We start from the raw sequence: 19,485 nt of genomic DNA, 5'->3' as shown, positions 1-19,485 counted from the left end.
CGTGCCATGAGCGAGACGGTCGCAGACGACGCCGAACGGCCGCCCGCCGACGCGCCGCTCGCGGTCGACGTGGACGGGCTCCGACTCACCTACGGCGACGGCACCGAAGCCGTCCGCGACGTGTCGATGGCGATCCCCGAGGGGGAGTTCTTCGGGTTCCTCGGGCCGAACGGCGCGGGCAAGACCACGACGATCAAGGTGCTCGCGACGCTGCTCCGGCCGACGGGGGGCGACGTCCGCGTCAACGGCTTCGACGTCGTCCGGGAGGCGCGGGCGGTCCGGGAGTCGATCGGCTACATGGCCCAGGAGACCAGCATCGACCCCGAACTCACCGCCCGGGAGAACGTCCGGTTCGCCTGCGAGGCCTACGGCGTCCCGCGGGGCGAGCGGGGCGACCGCATCGAGGAACTGCTGGAACTGGTCGACCTGGCCGACGTCGCCGACAAGCGCGCCGACGGGTTCTCCGGCGGCATGAAAAAGCGCCTCGACGCCGCGACGGCGCTGGTCCACCGGCCGCCGCTCGTGTTCCTCGACGAGCCGACGACCGGGCTGGACCCCTCCGCGCGCAACCGGCTGTGGGAGTACTTCCGGCGGATCAACGACCGCGGGACGACCATCTTCCTGACCACGCAGTACCTGGAGGAGGCCGACCAGCTCTGTGACCGCCTCTCGGTGATCGCCGACGGGGGGATCGTCGCGGAGGGGTCGCCCGCCGAACTCAAGCGGGAGGTCGGCGGCGAGATACTCGACGTGAACGTGGCGGGCGGCGAGGACGCCCGGCGGCGGGCCGCCGAGGTGGCCCGCGAGGGCGACGTGTTCGAGGCGGCGGCCGTCGAGACGACCGCGGACGGCATCGCCGTCACCTCGCCGGCGGCGCGCCAGCGCGGCACGGACCTGCTGGTCGCCCTGCGCGACGCCGGCGTGTCGGTGACGGGGTTCAACGTCCGCGCGCCGACGCTCGACGACGTGTTCCTCGCCATCACCGGCGAGCGCGCGGACGCGGAGGAAACGGCGGCGACGGAGGCGAGCCGATGAGCGCCGACGCCGGCGACGACCGGTCGGTGCGGCGCTCCGGCAACACGTTTCTCGGGGACGCGTGGATCAACTTCAAGCGCTGGAACCTGAAGGCGGTCCGCAACCCGTTCGTGCTGGTGGTCTCGCTGGTCCAGCCGGTGATCTTCCTCGTGCTGTTCACGCAGGTGTTCGGGCAGGTGGCGACCGGCGCCGTCAACCGGGGCGGCGGGGGGATCACCTACGAGACGTATCTCGTGCCGGCCATCGCGATGCAGGTGTCGCTGGCCGCCGCCGCCACCTCGGGAATCGGCCTCGTCAACGACATCGAGGAGGGGATGTTCGAGAAGGTGATGGTGTCGCCGATGAACCGGACCGCCGTCTTCCTCGGGAAGACCGCCGCGGAGATGGTCCGGATCGTCGTCCAGATAGCGATCATCCTCGGACTGGGCGTGTTGCTCGGCGCGGAGATCGCGACCGGGGTCGTCGGCGCGCTCGGCATCGTGGCGGTCGGGATCCTCTTTTCGGTCTGGTTCGTCTCGCTGTCGAACGCGCTCGCGGTGGTCACCCGCGACCAGGAGTCGACGATCATCGGCGCGAACCTGCTCCAGTTCCCGCTGCTGTTCGTCTCGACGGCGTTCCTGCCGCTCGCGGTGCTCCCCGACTGGATCCGGACGGTCGCGACCTACAACCCCGTCACCTACGGCGTCGACGCCGCGCGGGCGCTGATCCTCGACCGCGACGTGATGACGGTCGTGGAGGTGACGGCGTTCCCGACGACCGTCGGCGGTGTCGAGTTCGGCGCGGTCTGGAACACGCTGTTCCCGGCGCTCGCGGTGCTGGTCGTACTCGACCTGGCGCTCGGGGCGGTCGCCGTCGCGGCGATCCGCCGGGCGTCGAGTTCCGACGTGCGGTAGTCACGGCTCGTCGAGGGCCGCGCCGACCTCGACCTCGTACCGGCGGAGCGACTCGCCGCCGTCGGCCAGCACGAACTCGCCGGCGAACCGCTCGCCGGCCAGCAGGTGCGGGAACCACACGCGGTCGTCGACCCACATCTCGCCGTACGGCGGGTCGTCGGCGGGGTGCCACTCCGGCACCGCCTCGGGGGTCGCCCGCGGCTCGCCGTCGACGCCGTCGGCCGCGAACACGTGGACGTACATGGAGTCGTCGTCGACCTCGCCGTCCCGGAAGTGGAAGGCGAACTCGCCGCGCTTCGCCAGGCCGACCGGGTCGACCCGCAGTTCCTCCCGCACCTCGCGCCGCGCCGCCTCGCGGGGCGTCTCCCCCTCCTCGACCTTCCCGCCCGGCCCGACGAGTTTCCCCTCGCCGACCCCGCGCTGTTTCCGGATGAGGAGCAACTCGCCGTCGACGACCGGGTGACACAGCGTCGCCTCCTGCATGCGCCGGCGTTCTCGGCAGTTCGGTATAGGTCTTCCCCGCCGGCCGCCGCGGGCGGCCCTCCGGGCGTCGCCGCCATCGCGGCCCCCGCCCGAAGCCGAAGGAATATAGCCGCCACCCGCCGTTACCGCCGGTATGAACCCGACGTTCGTCGAGCTACTGGAACGCAACGCCGACCACGCCGAGGCGTTCCGGGACCGTTTCGACGACGTGCAGGACGCCCAGCGCCCGGCGGCGGTCACGGTCTGCTGTTCCGACTCCCGCGTCCTGCAGGACCGCATGTGGGGCAACGACGAGCCGGGCGACGTCTTCACCTGCGGCAACATCGGCAACCGGGTCGTCCAGCGGACCGACGCCGGCGAGGCGGTGTCCGGCGACGTGCTGTACCCCATCGCACACACGGGGACGGAGACGGCGATCGTCGTGGGCCACACGGGCTGCGGTGCCGTGACGGCGACGTACGACGCGATCACCGGCCGCGGCGCGGGCGACGAACCCGCCGGCATCGACCACTGCATCGACCTGTTGCGGGCGCGGCTCGAACCCGGCGTCGAGGCGCTCCCCGACGGCCTGAACCGCGCGGCGGCGATAAACCGGCTCGTCGAGTACAACGTCGACCGGCAGGTCGAGTTCCTGTTGGAGAGCGACGACGTCCCCGACGAGGTGGACGCGTTCGGCGTCGTGTACGACTTCCAGGGGATCTACTCCGGGCGGCGCGGCGAGGTCCACGTGATAAACGCCGACGGCGAGACGGACGTCGGGGCGCTCCGGGAGGCGTCGCCGTCGGTCGCGGGCCGGGTCGAACGCCTCTGGACGTACTGACCGAACCTGTCGCCCACCGCCACGTCCGTGTCGGCCGGACCGACCCGTCGGCGTCCGACGACGCCGGCGCGGCAGCCGAAACTCCTTGTGTTCCCGGTGGCAAGCACGAGGCATGGCCGACCACGAGCTCGATGATATCGACCGGGAGATCCTCTATGCGCTCCAGGAGGAGGCTCGGAACCTCTCGTCCTCCGAGATCGCCGACCGCACCGAGGCGTCGTCGAGCACGGTGCGAAAGCGCATCCAGCGGCTGGAGTCCGAGGGGGTCATCAAGGGCTACAGCGCCGACGTGGACTATCAGACGTCGGGCTACCCGCTCCGGATGCTCCTCTTCTGTACGGCACCGATCCCGGAGCGGGGCGACCTCATCGACGAGATCCTCGCGATCCCGGGGGTCATCTCCGTTCAGGAGTTGGTCACCGGCGAGAAGAACCTGCTCGTGACGGCCGTCGGCGAAGCCGACGACGATATCACGCCGGTCGCACAGGAACTCCTCGAGATGGGGCTGACCGTCGCCGACGAGGTGCTCGTCCGCAGCCACGAGCGGACGCCCTTCGACGACTTCTCCTCGCGGCCGAAAGCGGACGACGAGTAGTCGCTCCGCGTCCGTCCCGGCGAACTTCTGGGGGCTACGTTGGTTCTCCCGGCGTTTCCCGCTCAGTCGTCCGAACGACGATCAGAGGGGTCCAGCCCGCAGTTCGCCAACCGGGATCCATCATGATCGACCATTCTGTTCTTCAATCTCTGGATCAAGAACGATTTGGTAATACCGAAGGCTATAATAACCGCACTGTTCGTAGAAGTGTGTAAGACCGGCCAGCTCGGTTGCAGTGTCGCCGGGGATTTCGGTGCCCCGGCGCTCCGCGCTGGCGGGTAGCGACTCGAACGATGACTGGACAATCCCACACGAACGGCCCGGCACAGCTCTCAGAGACGTCCCCGTCGTCCGCGGGGGTGCCGCGAGCGACGACGGCCGGCGTCTGGGCCCTCTTTGCGCTCAGTCTGGCGACGGTGGCGGTTTCGGACCTCGGGGGGTACGAGTGGCACCTCCCCGGCTACGTCGTCGTCGACGCGCTGACGACGGTCGTGTGGGTCGTCGTCACCTTCTTCAGCGGGATCGTCCACTCCTACTCCCGGCGCTACATGGCCGGCGACGCCGCCGTCGACCGGTTCTTCGGTCGGACGTTCGCCTTTACGCTCGCGGTGATGGCCATGGCCGCGGCCGACCACGTCGCGCTGTTCGCCGCGGCGTGGCTGGCGATGGGGCTGACGATGGCCTCCCTGATCGGCCACGTCCGCGGCTGGGACCAGGCGCGGGCCGCCGGTTCGCTCGCCCGCCGGTACTTCCTCGCGAGCGGCGGCCTGCTGGGCGGTACCCTCGCGCTGCTCGCCTGGGCGACGGAGACGACCGCCGTCTCCGGCATCGTCGCTCGGGCCGGGAGCCTCCCGGCCGACCTTGCCTGGCTCGCCATCGGGGGGCTGTTCCTCGCGGCGATGATCCAGTCGGCGCTGTTCCCGTTTCACGGCTGGCTGCTGTCGTCGATGACCGCACCGACGCCGGCGTCCGCCCTGATGCACGCCGGGTTCGTCAACGCCGGCGGCATCCTGCTGACCCGCTTCGCGCCGCTCTACGCTGACGTCCCGGCGGCGATGTCGGCGCTCGTCGTGGTCGGCGCGGCGAGCGCCCTGCTCGGCCAGGCGCTGTTGCTCGTCCGCCCCGACGTCAAACGCAAGCTCGGGGCCTCCACCGTCGCGCAGATGGGCTTCATGATCCTCCAGTGCGGGCTCGGGTTCTTCGCCGCCGCCATCGCCCACCTCGTCCTGCACGGGTTCTACAAGGCGTACCTGTTCCTCTCCGCCGGCGAGACCGTCGAACGGACGGCACCGACGGCGTCCCCCCGCTCCGACCCGGGGCTGCCGGGGCTCGCCGCCAGTTTCGGCGCCGCGCTCGCCGGCGGCGCGCTCTTCGTCGCGATCACCGGCAAGGGGGCGAAACCGGACTCCGGCGTTTTGCTCGCGCTCGTGGTGGTCCTGACGGCGCTGCAGGCGGCGCGCGACGTGCTCGCGCGGTCGGGGATCCCTGCGCGGTTCAAACTCGTCGGCCTCCCGGTCATCGTCGTCGTGCCGGTCGCCGTCTACGGGTTCCTGTTCGAAGCCGTCTCGGGGCTGCTGGCGGACGTTCCGATGACCGCCGCGCCGACCGACCTGACGGCCGTCCACCTCGCCGTCGGTGCCCTCTTCGTCGCCGCGTATCTCGCGGTCGACCGCGGCTGGCACCGGTCCAGCAAGCGCCTCTACGTCGCGTTGCTGAACCTCTCGCAGCCGGCCCCGGAAACGGTGCTGACCACGAAGGAGGACTACAATGACGCTTGAAGGCGACTACCTCACGAACAGTATCGAACGCGCTGCGGAGCACGTCGGCTCGGCCTGGCCGCTCCACTCCTTTGTCACGGCCAACCCGCTGTCCGGGTTCGAGGACCGGCCGTTCCACCGGGCGGTCGCCGAGGCCAACCAGCTGTACGGCGGGCAGGGGTACCCGTCACCCGCCACCTTCCGGGACGCCTGGGAGGCCGGGCGGATCGACCCGGAGGTGCTCTCCGCCGAACTGGAGGCCCACGGCTTCGACGAGGACCCCGAGACGTCGCTCGACGGGATGACGGCGAGCGACGCCGCCGCCTCCGACGGGACCGATCCCCGCACGGAGGGCGTCGACCGCGTCCTCTCGAAGTGGCTCACCGCCTTCCTCGACCAGGGCAACGCCAAGTGGCCGATGCCCGACCGCGAGGAGGGGTTCTACGCGGCCTGGCGGGAGGTGGCCCCCTACGACGGCGAGATACCCGGTTGCGACAGCCCGTCGGACCTCCCGGAAACGCCGCTGGCGGCGCTGGAGGGGGTTCTGGCGGACTTCCCGCAGGGGGAGTGGGAGACGATCTTCGAGCAGCAACTCGCGGCGCTCCCCGGCTGGACCGGCTTCGTCAAGCGGCGGGCCGACGACGACGACGACGCCGACGCGTGGCAGTCGACCTACCCCGTCTCGCTCACCGAGTACGTCGCGGTCCGGCTGCTGCTCGCCGACCGCCTCGGCGCCCCCATCGAACCGGTGGACCGCGCCGCCGACCCGGCCGGGACCGACGGCGCTCCGCGTCGGGAGGCCTGGCTGACCGCGTGGGAGAAGAGCCACCGCGACCGGCTGCTGGAGTCGGTGTCCGACCCTGACCCCGTCCCCGAACCCGCCGCGGACGAGTCCGGCCGGCGGGCCGCACAGCTCGTGTTCTGTATCGACACGCGCTCGGAGGTCATCCGCCGCCACATCGAGGCGGTCGGGCCGTACGAGACCCACGGCTACGCGGGGTTCTTCGGCGTCCCGATGCGCCATCAGGCCTACGACGCGGACGTCGCCGTCGACGCCTGTCCGCCGGTCGTCGACGCCCAGCACCGCATCACCGACCGCCCGGCCGGCGGCGCGGACGGCAAGCGGGAGCGCTACGACCGCTGGCACGGGGTCCTGAACGCCGGCAAGGGCGTGCTGAAGTCGCTCAAATCCAACGCGGCGACGGCGTTCAGCTTCGTCGAGCACGCCGGGCCGGGGTACGGTGCCGCGCTCGCGGCCCGGACGCTGCTCCCCGCCCGCGTCTACGACGCCGTCCACGACACCGACCGTGCGCCCGCCGAACGCGTGTTCTGCGAGCCGTCGGTCGACTACAACCCGGATGCCGTCCGCGACCTCCGGGAGGGCCTCCACCTGGAGGAGAAAGTCGAGTACGCCCGGTCGGCCTTCGAACTGATGGGCTGGGAGGAGTTCGCCCGCCTCGTCGTCTTCACAGGCCACGCCAGTCAGACGGCGAACAACCCGTTCGATTCGAGCCTCGACTGCGGGGCCTGTGCCGGCAACCCCGGCGGCCCGAACGCCCGCGTCCTCGCGGCCATCTGCAACGACGAGGACGTCAGGGCGGAACTGCGCGAGCAGGGGTTCGACGTCCCCGCCGACACCGTGTTCCTCGCCGCCGAGCACAACACGACGACCGACGAGGTCACCCTGTTCGACGGCGCGGTGCCCGAGAGCCACCGGGAGGACCTCGAACGGTTGCGCGACGACCTCGCGGAAGCCCAGGCCGGCGCGGCCGCGGAGCGGACGGACTCGATGGCGGACACGACCGCCGACGGCGTCCGCGAGACGCAGCGCCGGGCCGCCGACTGGGCGGAGACCCGTCCCGAGTGGGGACTGGCCGGCAACGCCTCGTTCGTCGTCGGCCCACGCGAGTTGACCGCGGACGAGGACCTCGGCGGGCGCACGTTCCTCCACTCCTACGACTGGCGCACCGACCCGGACGGCGACGCGCTGGAGTCCATCCTCACCGGCCCGCTCGTGGTCACCCAGTGGATCAACAACCAGTACTACTTCGCCACGGTCGACAACGCCGTCTACGGCAGCGGGTCGAAGGTGACGCAGAACCCGGTCGGCAACGTCGGCGTGTTCCAGGGCAACGGCGGCGACCTGATGACCGGCCTCCCGCTCCAGTCGCTCTACGCCGACGCCGACCGGCCACACCACCAGCCCCTGCGCCTGACGGCGCTGATCCACGCGCCCGTCGAGCAGGTCACCGGGATCCTCCGCCAGCACGAGCAACTCCTCCGGCTCCTCGACAACGGCTGGATACAGCTGACGGTGATAGACCCCGAACAGGAGAACGCGGCGCTCCACTACCAGGGTGACCTGGAGTGGGAGCCGGTCCGGTCGGAGCCGTCCGCCGCCGAGCCGCCGACCCCGACGGTTTCGAGCAGCGCGGACGACTGAGGCGGGACGCGAGTCACGTCGGTAGCATATCGTTCGACCGTCTCAGGAGAGCCCCTCCGAACAGTGTACGGCTACCTGTTCTCCCGCTGTTCGACCTTGTTTAGGTCTCAAACTGACGTTACGGACTTCGTCTACTTTGCTGCGTTTTCGGCCGAAGAAAACAGAGAACGCGACTACAGAGCACTCCAAAGGCCGAGCAGCCCGAAGCCGACGATGATTGCACCTGCCAGTTGATTCACCCGACGCATGACCGGGCGAGTGAACCGCGAACGGAAGCGGCTTACACCGATACTCAGGGCGAACCACCAGAGCGCTGAGCCAACGAAGACACCGCAAACCAACACGGCGGCATCGGTGTAGTCTCCCGTGACGCCGACCCCCAGTCCGGTGAAGATGCCGATGAAGGCGAGAATGGTCACGGGATTGGTTATCGTCAGTAGGAACGTCGAACCGTAGTCCCTGACGAGCCCCTCCACGTCCGACGGGGACACCGCCGTCTCTGCTGGCTCGGCACGGAACGACTGAGCGCCGAGGTACAGGAGAAGGAGGCCACCGCCGATACGGATAGCCGTCCGATGGTCGAGCAGGAGCGACGATAACACCGTGATACCGAACCCCGCAATCGACCCGTACACGGCGTCCGCAGACGCCGCTCCGAGGCCGCTGACGAACCCCGAGAGCCGGCCTTTAGAAAGCGTTCGCTGGATGCACAGGACTCCGATCGGGCCGACCGGGGCCGCAATCGAGAATCCGAGAACGATACCCTGAATCAGGATGCCGATTGTCGCTGTCGTTAATACGCATCACCTCACAATTAGCCGGAAGCGACTCCCGAGTATGTACTTTCCGATGGTGTGCTATTTGCTAACGACTCTCGCGCTGTTCGACCTTGTTCAACTCGATCAGCAGCCGGAAGATCGCCTTCACGAGGTTCGCGTCCACGCCGAACTGCTCGGCGTTCTCGCCGGCGCGTTCCATCACCGCCGCCTCCTGGGCCTCGTCGGTGGTCGGCAGGTCGTGCTGTTCTTTTACCTCCGCGACGGTGTCGGCGACGTAGGTGCGCCGCGCGATGAGTTCGACGAGTTCGCGGTCGATGCTCTCTATCTCCTCGCGGAGTTCGTCGAGGCTCATCTCGTCCGGCCGCCGTCCGTCCGTGTCGTCGTCAGCCATGTCGTTCCCGGTCGTGTCTCCCATTGGTCTCGTAGTTCCTCCAGTTGGTCGCGTTCGCCGACCGCCGTAAAGCTGGGGCCTGTGCCGGACAGCGACACGCCGGTCACGTCCGGCAGGGCCTCCAGCATGGGCTCCGTCGGGGCGTCGAGCGCCGCGCAGAACGCGAAGCCGTTGACGGTCATCGCCTCGCCGTAGCGCCCGTCAAGGGCCAGTTCCGCGACGAGTTCGGCGACTGGGGCGATCCGGCGGCACCGCGCGGCGTCCGCGTCCGCCGAGAAGGACTGCTCGGGCGGGGTCCAGACCAGCACGTTCCAGTCGACTTCCTCGCGGGCGAGCAGTTCGTCGGACTCGTTGTCGGTGACGGTGACGCCGCCGAGCATGCTCGCGCTGGCGTCGTCGAACGCGCCGGTGACGGTGACGCCCACGTCGCGGGCGGCCGTCACGCCGACCCGGCAGGCGGCCTCGCGGTCGACATCGTTGACCCCGAGCGCGTCCAGCGTCGCCAGCACCGTCGCGTTGGCGGCGGCGCTGGAGCTTTTCAGCCCCGAGGCCATCGGCACGTCGCTCTCGGTCCGGACGGTGCCGCCCTCGCCGTCGCCGAACTCGGCGGTCACCAGTTCGACGCAGCGCTCGATCAAGCGGGTGTCGGCGTCCGGCGCGTCGGCTATCTCGCCGCGCACGCCGTCGGCGTCCGCGTCGAGGCGCACCGTCGCGGTGGTGTCCTCGTCGATGGCGAACGCCGCGCCCGTGCCGCAGGCGAGCGCGTTCAGCACCGTCCCGGCCGCCGGAGCCGCCGCCCGACCGTCCATACGGGGAGAGAGTCAGATCACGCACTTACCGCTGGCGGTCCCCGCGGATTTGGCCGGGGCGGTCGCCGGCGTGGCGGCGGGCCGACGGCGGACCGCGCTGCGGCCGGGACCGCGAGAGCGGGCCGCTTTTGGGCGCGCCGCGCGAAACGCCGGGTATGAGCGCTCGCAACAACGTCTCGCCGTCCACCATCGGCGTCCGCCTCGTCGAGGAGGGGGTGTACGTCGAGTACGTCGACGGCCGCGAGGTCCTGTACCACGGCGTCCCGGAGAAAGTCGAGGGGGCGGTCCGAACGCCGCCCGGCAAACTCGTGCAGGTGCTCGTCACCGACCCCTCGGAGACGGAGGGGGTCATGATGTACGTCAACGACCGCAACACGCACGACGACATCCTCGAAACGACCGGCGTCGGGCGGATCTTCGTCGAGGACGAGACCGAACTGTTCCCGGGGGTCACCGCGCGGATGGACGGCCACGCTATCGTCGTCGAGGCCGACCCGGAGGTCGCCCGCGGCCGCGTGTTCGTCTTCGCCGAGGACGAGATGAGCGAACGCTCCTACGAGATCGTCTGATGGCGCTGCGCAAGCAGTGGCGGCCGCTGACCCGGGAGACCGTCGGGCGAGCGCCGGAGCGGTACGGCGTGTACGAACTCGGCGAGGACGGTGAGGTGGTCGAGGTCGGCCACGGCGTCCTCCGCGACGAACTGAAGACGGCGCTTTCCTACGGCGACGGGTCGCAGGTCCGCTGGAAGGAGACGAACACCGCCGAGCGGGCGGCGGAACTCGCGGCGGAACACCGCGGGTGACCGCGACGGGCCGTCACTGCGGCCGGTCGGCCGTCACTGGATGTACGACGGCTCCTCGGCGTCGCAGTTCTCCTCGTGTTGGCGCGCGTCGTCCCGGTCGTCGAACAGCAGGCCACAGGCCTCGCACTCGTACCAGGTCATGTCGTCGCGCTCCGTTTGTACGACCATGTGATGACTTCGAACGCCCGTCGCCATATGCGTTTCTCCGGACCGGGGCGGGGGTGACGCGCCGCCGACGGGCCGCCGCGGGCGGCGGGCGCCGGAAAAGGTCAAGGCCGTCGCCGCACTAGCCGCGGGCATGAACTCGCAGGGGTCCGCCGCCGTCGAACTCACGGTCCGGGGCGCGGAGAAGCGCGACGCCGGCCGGGGCGTCGCCAGGCTCCCCGAGGCGGCACGCCGGAAACTGGGCGTCCTCTCGGGCGACACAGTCGTCGTCCGGGGGGAGCGCACGACGGTCGCCAAGGTGTGGCCGGCGGACGGCGACGTGCCGAGCGACGCGATCCTCGTCGACGCCGACACGCGGGCAAACGCCGGGGTACAGATCGGCGACACGGTCGTCGTCGCAAAGCGCGCCGTCGAGGACGCGCTGTCGATCACGGTCGCGCCGCCGCCGTCGCTGGACGACGTCGACGCGAGCGTCGTCGAGCGGGCCGTCACCGGCGACCTCCACGACCGCCCGGTCAGCGCCGGCGAGCAGGTGCGGCTCGAACGCGTCGCCGACGCGCCGTTCCGCGTCGTCGACACGGAGCCGGACGGCCCCGTCCGCGTGACGCGGTCGACGACGGTGTTCACGGCCCCCGACCCCTACGAGCCGGACGCGCCCGGGGTGCGCGAGGAGGCCGGCGGCGACGGCGAGGCCGTCGTCACCTACGAGGACATCGGCGGGCTGGACGACGAACTGGAACTGGTCCGGGAGATGATCGAGATCCCGCTCTCTGAGCCGGAACTGTTCCGCGAACTGGGCGTCGACGCGCCGAAGGGCGTCCTGCTGTACGGGCCGCCCGGCACCGGGAAGACGCTCATCGCCAAGGCCGTCTCGAACGAGGTCGACGCCGAGTTCGTCACGGTCCACGGCCCGGAGATCATGTCGAAGTACAAGGGCGAGAGCGAGGAGCGCCTGCGCGAGGCGTTCGACCGCGCGGCCCAGAACGCGCCAGCAGTCGTGTTCTTCGACGAAATCGACTCCATCGCGGGCGACCGCGACGACAGCGACGGCGCGGAGAACCGCGTCGTCGCCCAGCTACTGAGCCTGATGGACGGGCTCGACAGCCGCGAGGACGTGGTCGTCATCGGCGCGACGAACCGGCCGGACGCCATCGACCCGGCGCTCCGGCGCGGCGGCCGCTTCGACCGCGAGATTGGGATCGGCGTCCCGGACGAGACGGGGCGGGAGGAGATACTGGCCGTCCAGACCCGGGGGATGCCGCTGGCCGAGGACGTGTCGCTGGGGAAACTCGCCGCCCGGACCCACGGCTTCGTCGGCGCGGACCTCCACGCGCTCGTGACGGAGGCGGCGATGCACGCGCTGCCGCGGTTCCGCGAGGCCGACGACGACGTGCCCCGCGAGGTGACCCGCGCGGATTTCGACGCCGCGCTGGCCGCCGTCGAGCCGTCGGCGATGCGCGAGTACGTCGCCGAGACGCCGTCGACGAGCTTCGACGAGGTGGGCGGCCTGCAGGCGGCCAAGGACACGCTCACCGAGGCCGTCGAGTGGCCCCTCGCCTACGAGCGCCTGTTCGAGGTGACCAACACCGACCCCCCTAGCGGCGTCCTGCTGTACGGCCCGCCCGGCACGGGGAAGACCCTGCTCGCCCGCGCGCTGGCCGGCGAGACGGACGTGAACTTCGTCCACGTGAACGGCCCGGAGATCATCGACAAGTACGTCGGCGAGAGCGAGAAGGCCGTCCGCGAGGTGTTCGACCGCGCCCGGCAGGCCGCGCCGAGCATCGTCTTCTTCGACGAGATAGACGCCGTCACGGCCCGCCGGGGCGAGGGCCACGAGGTGACCGAGCGCGTCGTCTCCCAGTTGCTGACCGAACTGGACGGCCTCGCGGAGAACCCCAACGTCGTCGTGCTGGCGGCGACGAACCGCCGGGACGCCATCGACCCGGCGATCCTCCGGCCCGGTCGCATCGACACGCACGTCGAGGTGCCCGAACCGGACGAGGCCGCGCGCCGGAAGATCCTCGCCGTCCACGCCCGCGGGAAGCCGCTCGCCGACGACGTGGACCTCGACGCGCTGGCCGCCGACCTGGCGGGCTACACCGGCGCTGACCTCGAAGCGGTCGTGAGAGACGCCACGATGCGGGCGATCCGCGAACTCGCGGACGAATTCGGCCCCGAGGAGGCGAACCGACGCGCCGAGGAGATAGCGGTCACGCCGGCGCACTTCGACGCGGCGGTCGAGGCGGTCGACCCGAGCGGCCGGTAACCCGGCGACGCTCAGCCCGGCTACCGCGGCTTACGGCCAGTACACGTCCGTCGCGCGGTGGCGCTCGTTGTACGCCTCCACGCCCTCGCCGAGCAGGCCGGTCACGTAGAAGTCGTCGTACAGCGTCGAGTGCGTGTAGTCGACGAACGTGACCGGGATCACGAGGTCGCCGTCCTCGCGGACGACGCTCCCGACGCCGGTGTACACGTGCTTGTGGCGCTCGTCGAGCATCTTCAGGCCGACGGCGGGGCGACGCTGTCGCCACGCCGGGACGGCGTGCAGCGCCTCCAGCGAGCGATTGGTGAACTCCCAGCAGAACATCCCCGTGCCGTCGTCCTCGCGCACCGCGTCGAAGTCCGCGGGCGTCCGGAAGTGCTGTCGGAGGTCGACGCTGCCGAACAGTACGTTGTCCTCTATCGACCCGGCGACGTACCGCGCCACGTCGTACGAGGAGTGCTCCCGGAACGCGTCCACGAGCCCGGAGAGCACCGCCCGCGGCCGCGCGGGGTCCGCGTCGGCGAACGCCCGGACCGTCTCCGGGTCGGCGTCGTCGTAGTACGGCCCGCGGAGCGCGCCGGCCGTGAACGGCCGCGGCTCGGCGGCGTCGACCCGCTCGAAGAAGGGGTCGCGCTTCGAGAAGGCGTACTCGTAGTTCCCGTCGAGCAGGTCCGAGAGGTCGGCGACGAGCTGTTCGACCGGGGCCTCCCCGAACCCGAGTTCGTCGTCGACCGCCGCGCCCTCCGACGGGTCGGCCGGGAGCGCGACCGAGGCGGCCGTCTCGTCGCCGTCCAGTACGAACAGCGTCCCGTCGTCGACGGCGCCCCGGTAGCCGCCGGGCAGCGGCGAGTCGCCAAGCGACGGGTCGAGCCGTTCGTCGACCAGCGCCGCGAGGTCCTGGGTCACGAGGTTCTCGCCGACCACGACGCCGTAGCCGATCAACACGTTGTCAGCGGCCTTGCCGGCGCCGAGCGCCCCGACGCCGCCCGCGCCGGCCAGCGCCTGCCGCCGGGTCACCTCGACCTCGCCGATCCGCTCGCGGACCGACGGGGTTTCGTCCTCGCCGCTCACGCCGGACCGCCCTCCTCGTCCGGGTCGGTTCCGGTCGGGTCGACGCCGTCCGCCTCGTCCTCGACGCCGAGCACCGTCTGGCCGCCGACCGGCGGCGTCGCGTCGCCCGAGTAGGCGATCACGCTCTCGCCGGCGGTCACCTTATCCCCCTTCTCGACGGCCAGATCCGCGCGGTCGACGTCCGGCGGCAGGAGCACGTCCGCCCGGCTACCGAAGGCGATGTGGCCGATGCGGTCGCCCCGCGAAACCGCGTCGCCCGCCTCGACGTAGGGGTGGATCCGCCGCGCGAACGCGCCGGCGATGAGGCTCACCTCGCACTCGCCGAACTCGATCCACACCCGCTCGTTCCGGTCGGACTCCTTCGAGAACGCGGGGCGGTGTGCGCCCGGGCGGTGTTCGACGGACTCGACCGTGCCGGCCATCGGCGCGCGGTTGACGTGGACGTTCCAGACGTTCATGAACACGCCGACGCGGAGGCGGTCGCCCTCCTCGCGGATCACCGACACCTTCCCGTCCGCGGGCGAGAGGACCCCGGTCGGCGGCGGCGTCCGGTCGGGGTCGCGGAAGAACGCGACGACGCCGACGGCGAGCGCGACCAGCGCGGCGCTCAGGCCGACCGAGAAGATGAGCGCGGGCACCGCGGCCAGCGCCGGCGGCACGGCGTAGCGCCAGCCGCCCGGGGCGAGAGTCATATCCGATCACGGGAGTGCCGGGAGTATGTGCGTTACGGACGCCGCGACCCGTCGTCCCGGCGGCCGCGGTCGCGTCCGTCGCGGCGCTCGGCCGGCGGCCGCTCCGAGCGCCCCCGACCCTGGCGCTGCTGACCGCCCGTGTCCCGCCGCTCGTTTCGAGGCTGGCCGCCCGCTCGTTCGTTCCGTCCGCGCGCCTGCTGGCCTCGCCGCTGTTGGCTCCGTCCCTGCTGGCCGCCGCGGGGCGTTCGCTGGTCGCCACCGGGGGCTCGCCGGCCGGCGGACGGGGCCGCCGACGCGGTCCGCCGACACGCAAGATAGCCGCCGAGCAGCCCGAAGACCAGCGGGTATGCCACGCCCATCTGGAGAACCGCAGGCAGGAGGTCGGCCCCGTAGCTGACGGCGACCGCGCTCTCGGAGGCGTCGCCGTACGTCCCGCTTTCGTTCCACGCGAACGCCACGAGCAGCGCCGCCGTCCCGACGGCGTAGCCCACCGCGACCGCGCCGCCCGCCTTCGCCGACCGGTCAGCCGGGTCCATGCGGGCGACGACGAGGTAGCCCGCCGCCGTCAGGACGAGCGGCGGGACGGCGAGCAGCCACGTCTCCACGCCGACGTTCAGCGACAGCGCGTACGTCGCGCTGCCGTCCGGCAGCGTTATTTCGATCGTGCCGCCGGGGTCGAGCCCGTGCATGCGCTGGTACAGCCACGACACGACCGTCTCGTCCCCGGGCGCGTTAACGCCGTAGAAGGCGAACGTCGACTCCACCCCCTCGGTGGGCGCGTCCGGCGTCGTGACGTTGAACTGCTCGACCCACCCGTCCGTCCCGGGGGTCTGCAGGACGGCCTCGAACATGCCACCCTCGTCCCAGGTCCGGGCTCTGGCATCCGCTATCGCGCCCGACTTGGCCAGGTACGTCGCGGCCAGGCCGGCCACCAGCGCGCCGACGCCGGCGACGACCCCCGACACGACCGGTATCGATCCACCCTCGTCCGCTCCGCCCCGCCCGTCGACAGCCATGTTCGCGTCATGTTCCCTCCCCGGTAAATAGGTGTCGGGAGGCTATCACGAACGGCCGCCCGCGCGGGCCGGTCGGCCGTCCCCGGTCAGTCCCAGAACGACTGCGTCCGGGCGTACTGGCGCTCCTGCGCGAGGATGTCGCGGTAGAACTCGTCCTCGTCCTCGCGGAGTTTGTTGATGATGCGGGCGGCGTTGTGCGGGCCGACGCCGCGGGCGGCGAGCGCTATCACCGCCCGCTTCCCGTGGCTCTGGACGAGGCTGGCCGACCGGTACGCCCGCTCGGTCTGTTTCTCCTGCTCCTCGTCTTTCTCCGGGGCGCGGACGGCCTTCACCACCTCGTCGGCCCACGGGTTGAGCGCGGCGACCCGCGTCGACCCGCACTCCGGGCATTCGGGCTGGTCGCGCACCCGCCGGACCGGCTTCTTGCGCTTCCAGTCCTGACAGTGGAGGCAGAACAGGATCACGCGGTCGTTCCGGATGCGCTCGCGGACGGTGTCGATGACGCTCGCGTCGGCGTTCTCCGGGGCGAGCAGTTCGCGCCCGCCCGAGCGGCCGCCCGTCCCGACGCTGGTGCGCCCGCCGACGGAGACGAGTTCGAGGTCGCCGTCGCGGACGGCGGCCAGCACCTCGGCCGCGCCGGCCACGTCGAGTTCCTCGTGGAACACCTCGCGGACCGCCTCGTCGTAGACGGGCGTGTCCTCCAGCGCGGCGAGCAGGCGGTCGGCCGAGAAGCCGCCCGACCCCTGCCAGCGCTTCAGCGCGCCGAACTTCGCCGCCACCTGCGAGAGCTTGAACTTCAGCGCGTCCGAGCGCTTGAGGCTCAGTTCGATGATCGCCTCGACGTGGTCCGGGTCGGTGTCCTCCAGTACCTCCACGACGTCCGGGCCGGTGACGCCGCTCGGTACCTCCAGTTCGATCCGGTAGGGGTCGACGTCGAGGCCGACCGACGACCCGGTCCGCTGGCCGACCAGCGACGAGAGGACGCGCCCGAGCGTCTCGTTGACCTGGTGGCCGAACGCGGCGTTGACGACGACGGTCCGCCCGCGGTGCTCGACGACGATCCGGTCATCGGTGGGCGTCGGCGCGTCCGCCTCGACCTGCCGCTCGACCTGTGCCAGCGCGCGCTCGGCGGTCCGCTCGTCGGTCGGATACCTGCCGGCGAACTCGCGCGCGACCCCGGCCGCGTCCGCCCCCGCCGCGAACTGGGGTGCGGCGACGCCGCGCATCTCGCCGACCTCGCCGGCCACGGCGCGGGGCACCGGTATCTCCTGGCCGACCCACGTTGGCACCTCGCCGGCGGGGTCCTCGATGGGCGTGACAAGCACCTCGCTCTCCTCGTCGTCTATCTCGGTGATCCGCCACATCTCGCCGCGCTGGATGAACACCTCGCCCGGCGCGGCGAAGTTGACGACGAACCGCTCGTCGAGCGTGCCGATGCCGCGCCCGCTGGCCACGTCCTCGACGGTGTACGTCTCCTCGTCGGGGATCATCGAGAGGTTGGCGTACACGTACTGCCAGGTGCTCCCCGAGGACTCGATCCGGTCGGCCTCCTCGTCGACCCAGACGATCCGGTTGCCCTTCAGTTCGCGGAGGACCGCCCGGAACTCCTCCCGTGTCAGGTCCCGGAACGGGTACGCGTTCGTCACCACCTCGTAGGCCCACATCGCGCCGACGCCGTCCTCGCTGGCCATCACCATCCCCGGCACCTGGTTGGCGACCACGTCGAGGCTGCCGTCGTGGATCGCCGTCGGTTCCACCTCGCCGGCCTTCGCGCGGCGGGCGATCGCCAGCGCCTCGAACGTGTCGTCCGGCCGGGTGGTGATCACCGTCCCCTCCGAGACCTGGTCCATCCGGTGGCCGGCCCGCCCGACCCGCTGGAGGAGGCGGGTCACCTGCCGTGGGCTACCGTACTGGACGACGTGGTCGATGTGACCCACGTCGATGCCCAGTTCCATCGACGACGTACAGAGCAGGGCGTCCAGTTCGCCGCCCTTGAACCGGTCCTCGACCTCGATGCGGGCGGACTTCGACAGCGACCCGTGGTGGACGCCGATCGGCAGGTCGAGTTCTTTGAACCGCGAGCCAAGCGCCTCCGCGGTCTGGCGCGTGTTGACGAAGATCAGCGTCGACTCGTTCTCGGCCACCACGTCCCGGATCGCCCGGACGTGGCTGGCCGTCGATGCGTCCGTCATCAGTTCGCCCGCGAGGCGCTCGTCCTCGTCGGTCACGGTCGGCTCGCGGACGGTCACGCTCACCTTGCTCCCCACGTCGACCGAACGCACGGTACAGCCGCGGCCGCCGGTGAGAAAGCGCCCGACATCCGCCGGGTCGCCGACCGTCGCCGAGAGGCCGACCCGCTGGAACGGGCCGGCCAGTTCGCGGAGCCGTTCGAGGCCGACCGTCAACTGGGCCCCGCGCTTGGAGGCGGCGAGTTCGTGGACCTCGTCGACGACGACGTGTTCGACGTCTTCGAGCGCGCGCCGGAGCTTCGACCCCGTGAACATCGCCTGCAGGGTCTCCGGCGTCGTCACCAGCACGTCGGGCGGGTCCTCCGCCTGCTTGCTCCGCTGGTAGTCGGTCGTGTCGCCGTGGCGCACGTCGATGTCGATGCCGAGTTCCTCGCCCCACCAGTCCAGGCGCTCGCGCATGTCGCGGTTCAGTGCGCGCAGCGGCGTGACGTACAGCGCCGACACGCCGAACCGCGGCTCCGCCCGGGCAATGGCGTCGAAGACCGGGAGCATCGCCGTCTCGGTCTTGCCAGTCCCCGTGGGTGCCACGACCAGCGTGTCCTCGCCGGCCGAAAGCGGCGGGATCGCCCGCTTCTGTGGCTCCGTCGGCGTGTGAAACCCCCGATCCGAGAGCGCCGCCCGGACCTCGTCGCCGAGTCGCGTGAACGCGGCAGAATCCGGTGCGACGCCGCTGTCGCTCATCGATCCACTCTAGCGGTTCGACCGGATTAAGCGCGTCGTCCGCGGCCGACGCGTCGAAAAATGGGTGGCCCGTCGCGTTTCCCGCGGTCGCGTCAGTCGGCTTCCGCAACTCGCCCGACTTCCAGCTCCTCCCCGTCGTCGATGTACTGCTGCTCCCACTCGCGCCGGGCCTCGATCTCGCGCTCGCCGCGTTGGGTCAGCGCGTAGTAGTTCGTCCGTCGGTCCACCTCGCCCTTGTCGACGATCCCCTTCTCGACGAGCGTGTCGAGGTTCGGGTACAGCCGACCGTGGTGGATCTCGGACTCGTAGTAGTCCTCCAGTTCGTCCTTGATCGCGAGTCCGTGCGGATCGTCTTCGCCGGCGATCACGTACAGCAGATCGCGCTGAAATCCTGTTAGGTCATACATTGGTTTCCCCCCAGATGCCCCCCGCTGAGGCGAATTCCTCTACCACGGTCACGCGGGTAAACCCTTCACCCAAACAGTTTGGTCGCGTCGCGGACAGTGTCCGCGGACGACGAAGAGGCCGCGTGTCGCGCCCG

19 protein-coding genes are annotated in these 19,485 nt (G+C 70.9%); 9 read left to right on the top strand and 10 right to left on the bottom strand.

Annotation, left to right across the window (positions count from 1 at the left end; translation table 11 throughout):
• Window positions 1–6 precede the first annotated feature (6 nt).
• Together EYW40_RS16205 and EYW40_RS16200 are read left to right on the top strand one after the other, a co-directional pair.
• The gene (locus EYW40_RS16205; protein ID WP_135822699.1) at window positions 7–1,035 is read left to right on the top strand and encodes an ABC transporter ATP-binding protein; all 1,029 of its coding nucleotides are present in this window, start codon (window positions 7–9) and stop codon (window positions 1,033–1,035) included.
• Window positions 1,032–1,928 (top strand): ABC transporter permease, encoded by an 897-nt coding sequence (locus tag EYW40_RS16200; protein WP_135822698.1) that lies wholly within the window; start codon window positions 1,032–1,034, stop codon window positions 1,926–1,928. Before EYW40_RS16205 ends, EYW40_RS16200 begins: the two co-directional genes overlap by 4 nt.
• Here the strand turns inward: EYW40_RS16200 and EYW40_RS16195 are convergent, their stop codons facing one another.
• Window positions 1,929–2,411 (bottom strand): 8-oxo-dGTP diphosphatase, encoded by a 483-nt coding sequence (locus tag EYW40_RS16195; RefSeq protein ID WP_135822697.1) that lies wholly within the window; start codon window positions 2,409–2,411, stop codon window positions 1,929–1,931.
• Between the two features lie 133 nt (window positions 2,412–2,544).
• Here EYW40_RS16195 and EYW40_RS16190 point away from each other — a divergent pair, with 133 nt between their 5' ends.
• From EYW40_RS16190 to EYW40_RS16175, 4 genes are all read left to right on the top strand, one after another.
• The gene (locus EYW40_RS16190) at window positions 2,545–3,231 is read left to right on the top strand and encodes a carbonic anhydrase (protein ID WP_135822696.1); all 687 of its coding nucleotides are present in this window, start codon (window positions 2,545–2,547) and stop codon (window positions 3,229–3,231) included.
• 112 nt (window positions 3,232–3,343) lie between these two features.
• The gene (locus EYW40_RS16185; protein WP_135822695.1) at window positions 3,344–3,826 is read left to right on the top strand and encodes an Lrp/AsnC family transcriptional regulator; all 483 of its coding nucleotides are present in this window, start codon (window positions 3,344–3,346) and stop codon (window positions 3,824–3,826) included.
• A gap of 293 nt (window positions 3,827–4,119) precedes the next feature.
• Window positions 4,120–5,604, top strand: a complete 1,485-nt coding sequence (locus EYW40_RS16180; RefSeq protein WP_135822694.1) for a proton-conducting transporter transmembrane domain-containing protein — start codon at window positions 4,120–4,122, stop codon at window positions 5,602–5,604.
• Entirely contained in the window at window positions 5,594–8,026 is a 2,433-nt protein-coding gene (locus tag EYW40_RS16175; protein ID WP_135822693.1) for a DUF2309 domain-containing protein, read from the top strand. Before EYW40_RS16180 ends, EYW40_RS16175 begins: the two co-directional genes overlap by 11 nt.
• 173 nt (window positions 8,027–8,199) lie before the next feature.
• Here the strand turns inward: EYW40_RS16175 and EYW40_RS16170 are convergent, their stop codons facing one another.
• From EYW40_RS16170 to EYW40_RS16160, 3 genes are all read right to left on the bottom strand, one after another.
• Window positions 8,200–8,733: a LysE family translocator gene (locus EYW40_RS16170; protein ID WP_237560626.1), complete on the bottom strand. Its 534-nt coding sequence runs from the start codon at window positions 8,731–8,733 to the stop codon at window positions 8,200–8,202.
• 157 nt (window positions 8,734–8,890) lie between these two features.
• Entirely contained in the window at window positions 8,891–9,196 is a 306-nt protein-coding gene (locus EYW40_RS16165; protein ID WP_135822691.1) for a chorismate mutase, read from the bottom strand.
• Window positions 9,154–10,005: a shikimate kinase gene (locus tag EYW40_RS16160; RefSeq protein WP_135822690.1), complete on the bottom strand. Its 852-nt coding sequence runs from the start codon at window positions 10,003–10,005 to the stop codon at window positions 9,154–9,156. Before EYW40_RS16160 ends, EYW40_RS16165 begins: the two co-directional genes overlap by 43 nt.
• A gap of 155 nt (window positions 10,006–10,160) precedes the next feature.
• Between EYW40_RS16160 and EYW40_RS16155 the strand changes: the two genes are divergently transcribed.
• Entirely contained in the window at window positions 10,161–10,574 is a 414-nt protein-coding gene (locus tag EYW40_RS16155; protein WP_135822689.1) for a DUF5796 family protein, read from the top strand.
• Window positions 10,574–10,807: a DUF7508 domain-containing protein gene (locus tag EYW40_RS16150; protein WP_135822688.1), complete on the top strand. Its 234-nt coding sequence runs from the start codon at window positions 10,574–10,576 to the stop codon at window positions 10,805–10,807. Before EYW40_RS16155 ends, EYW40_RS16150 begins: the two co-directional genes overlap by 1 nt.
• 33 nt (window positions 10,808–10,840) lie before the next feature.
• Here EYW40_RS16150 and EYW40_RS20340 read toward each other — a convergent pair whose 3' ends face one another.
• Window positions 10,841–10,975, bottom strand: coding sequence for a DUF7128 family protein (locus EYW40_RS20340; RefSeq protein WP_259370033.1), 135 nt, complete (start codon window positions 10,973–10,975; stop codon window positions 10,841–10,843).
• A gap of 130 nt (window positions 10,976–11,105) precedes the next feature.
• On the opposite strand from EYW40_RS20340, the gene EYW40_RS16145 reads away from it, so the two are divergent.
• Entirely contained in the window at window positions 11,106–13,238 is a 2,133-nt protein-coding gene (locus tag EYW40_RS16145) for an AAA family ATPase (protein ID WP_135822687.1), read from the top strand.
• Window positions 13,239–13,268: 30 nt separating this feature from the next.
• On the opposite strand, the gene EYW40_RS16140 is transcribed toward EYW40_RS16145, so the two are convergent.
• From EYW40_RS16140 to EYW40_RS16120, 5 genes are all read right to left on the bottom strand, one after another.
• The gene (locus EYW40_RS16140) at window positions 13,269–14,306 is read right to left on the bottom strand and encodes a hypothetical protein (protein WP_135822686.1); all 1,038 of its coding nucleotides are present in this window, start codon (window positions 14,304–14,306) and stop codon (window positions 13,269–13,271) included.
• Window positions 14,303–14,998, bottom strand: coding sequence for a protein sorting system archaetidylserine decarboxylase (locus EYW40_RS16135; protein WP_135822685.1), 696 nt, complete (start codon window positions 14,996–14,998; stop codon window positions 14,303–14,305). The genes EYW40_RS16140 and EYW40_RS16135 overlap by 4 nt, the downstream gene beginning before the upstream one ends.
• Window positions 14,999–15,030: 32 nt before the next feature.
• Window positions 15,031–16,014 carry a DUF7978 family protein gene (locus EYW40_RS16130; protein ID WP_135822684.1) on the bottom strand — a complete coding sequence of 328 codons (984 nt, stop codon included), beginning with the start codon at window positions 16,012–16,014 and terminating at the stop codon, window positions 15,031–15,033.
• Between the two features lie 86 nt (window positions 16,015–16,100).
• Window positions 16,101–18,944 carry a DEAD/DEAH box helicase gene (locus EYW40_RS16125; protein WP_135822683.1) on the bottom strand — a complete coding sequence of 948 codons (2,844 nt, stop codon included), beginning with the start codon at window positions 18,942–18,944 and terminating at the stop codon, window positions 16,101–16,103.
• 92 nt (window positions 18,945–19,036) lie between these two features.
• Window positions 19,037–19,351: a PadR family transcriptional regulator gene (locus EYW40_RS16120; RefSeq protein WP_135822682.1), complete on the bottom strand. Its 315-nt coding sequence runs from the start codon at window positions 19,349–19,351 to the stop codon at window positions 19,037–19,039.
• Between the last annotated feature and the right edge of the window lie 134 nt (window positions 19,352–19,485).

Source organism: Halostella litorea (assembly GCF_004785955.1).
Classification (GTDB): Archaea; Halobacteriota; Halobacteria; order Halobacteriales; family Natronoarchaeaceae; genus Halostella; species Halostella litorea.
This window is presented reverse-complemented; position numbering and strand designations above follow the sequence as displayed.

What these genes read in the sequence shown, in the direction of transcription:
- EYW40_RS16125 (WP_135822683.1), bottom strand. Translation starts at nt 18,944, where the DNA reads ATGAGCGACAGCGGCGTCGCACCGGATTCTGCCGCGTTCACGCGACTC.
- EYW40_RS16155 (WP_135822689.1), top strand. Translation starts at nt 10,161, where the DNA reads ATGAGCGCTCGCAACAACGTCTCGCCGTCCACCATCGGCGTCCGCCTC.
- EYW40_RS16160 (WP_135822690.1), bottom strand. Translation starts at nt 10,005, where the DNA reads ATGGACGGTCGGGCGGCGGCTCCGGCGGCCGGGACGGTGCTGAACGCG.
- EYW40_RS16190 (WP_135822696.1), top strand. Translation starts at nt 2,545, where the DNA reads ATGAACCCGACGTTCGTCGAGCTACTGGAACGCAACGCCGACCACGCC.
- EYW40_RS16130 (WP_135822684.1), bottom strand. Translation starts at nt 16,014, where the DNA reads ATGGCTGTCGACGGGCGGGGCGGAGCGGACGAGGGTGGATCGATACCG.
- EYW40_RS16145 (WP_135822687.1), top strand. Translation starts at nt 11,106, where the DNA reads ATGAACTCGCAGGGGTCCGCCGCCGTCGAACTCACGGTCCGGGGCGCG.
- EYW40_RS16175 (WP_135822693.1), top strand. Translation starts at nt 5,594, where the DNA reads ATGACGCTTGAAGGCGACTACCTCACGAACAGTATCGAACGCGCTGCG.
- EYW40_RS16180 (WP_135822694.1), top strand. Translation starts at nt 4,120, where the DNA reads ATGACTGGACAATCCCACACGAACGGCCCGGCACAGCTCTCAGAGACG.
- EYW40_RS16150 (WP_135822688.1), top strand. Translation starts at nt 10,574, where the DNA reads ATGGCGCTGCGCAAGCAGTGGCGGCCGCTGACCCGGGAGACCGTCGGG.
- EYW40_RS20340 (WP_259370033.1), bottom strand. Translation starts at nt 10,975, where the DNA reads ATGGTCGTACAAACGGAGCGCGACGACATGACCTGGTACGAGTGCGAG.
- EYW40_RS16205 (WP_135822699.1), top strand. Translation starts at nt 7, where the DNA reads ATGAGCGAGACGGTCGCAGACGACGCCGAACGGCCGCCCGCCGACGCG.
- EYW40_RS16135 (WP_135822685.1), bottom strand. Translation starts at nt 14,998, where the DNA reads ATGACTCTCGCCCCGGGCGGCTGGCGCTACGCCGTGCCGCCGGCGCTG.
- EYW40_RS16120 (WP_135822682.1), bottom strand. Translation starts at nt 19,351, where the DNA reads ATGTATGACCTAACAGGATTTCAGCGCGATCTGCTGTACGTGATCGCC.
- EYW40_RS16195 (WP_135822697.1), bottom strand. Translation starts at nt 2,411, where the DNA reads ATGCAGGAGGCGACGCTGTGTCACCCGGTCGTCGACGGCGAGTTGCTC.
- EYW40_RS16185 (WP_135822695.1), top strand. Translation starts at nt 3,344, where the DNA reads ATGGCCGACCACGAGCTCGATGATATCGACCGGGAGATCCTCTATGCG.
- EYW40_RS16165 (WP_135822691.1), bottom strand. Translation starts at nt 9,196, where the DNA reads ATGGCTGACGACGACACGGACGGACGGCGGCCGGACGAGATGAGCCTC.
- EYW40_RS16200 (WP_135822698.1), top strand. Translation starts at nt 1,032, where the DNA reads ATGAGCGCCGACGCCGGCGACGACCGGTCGGTGCGGCGCTCCGGCAAC.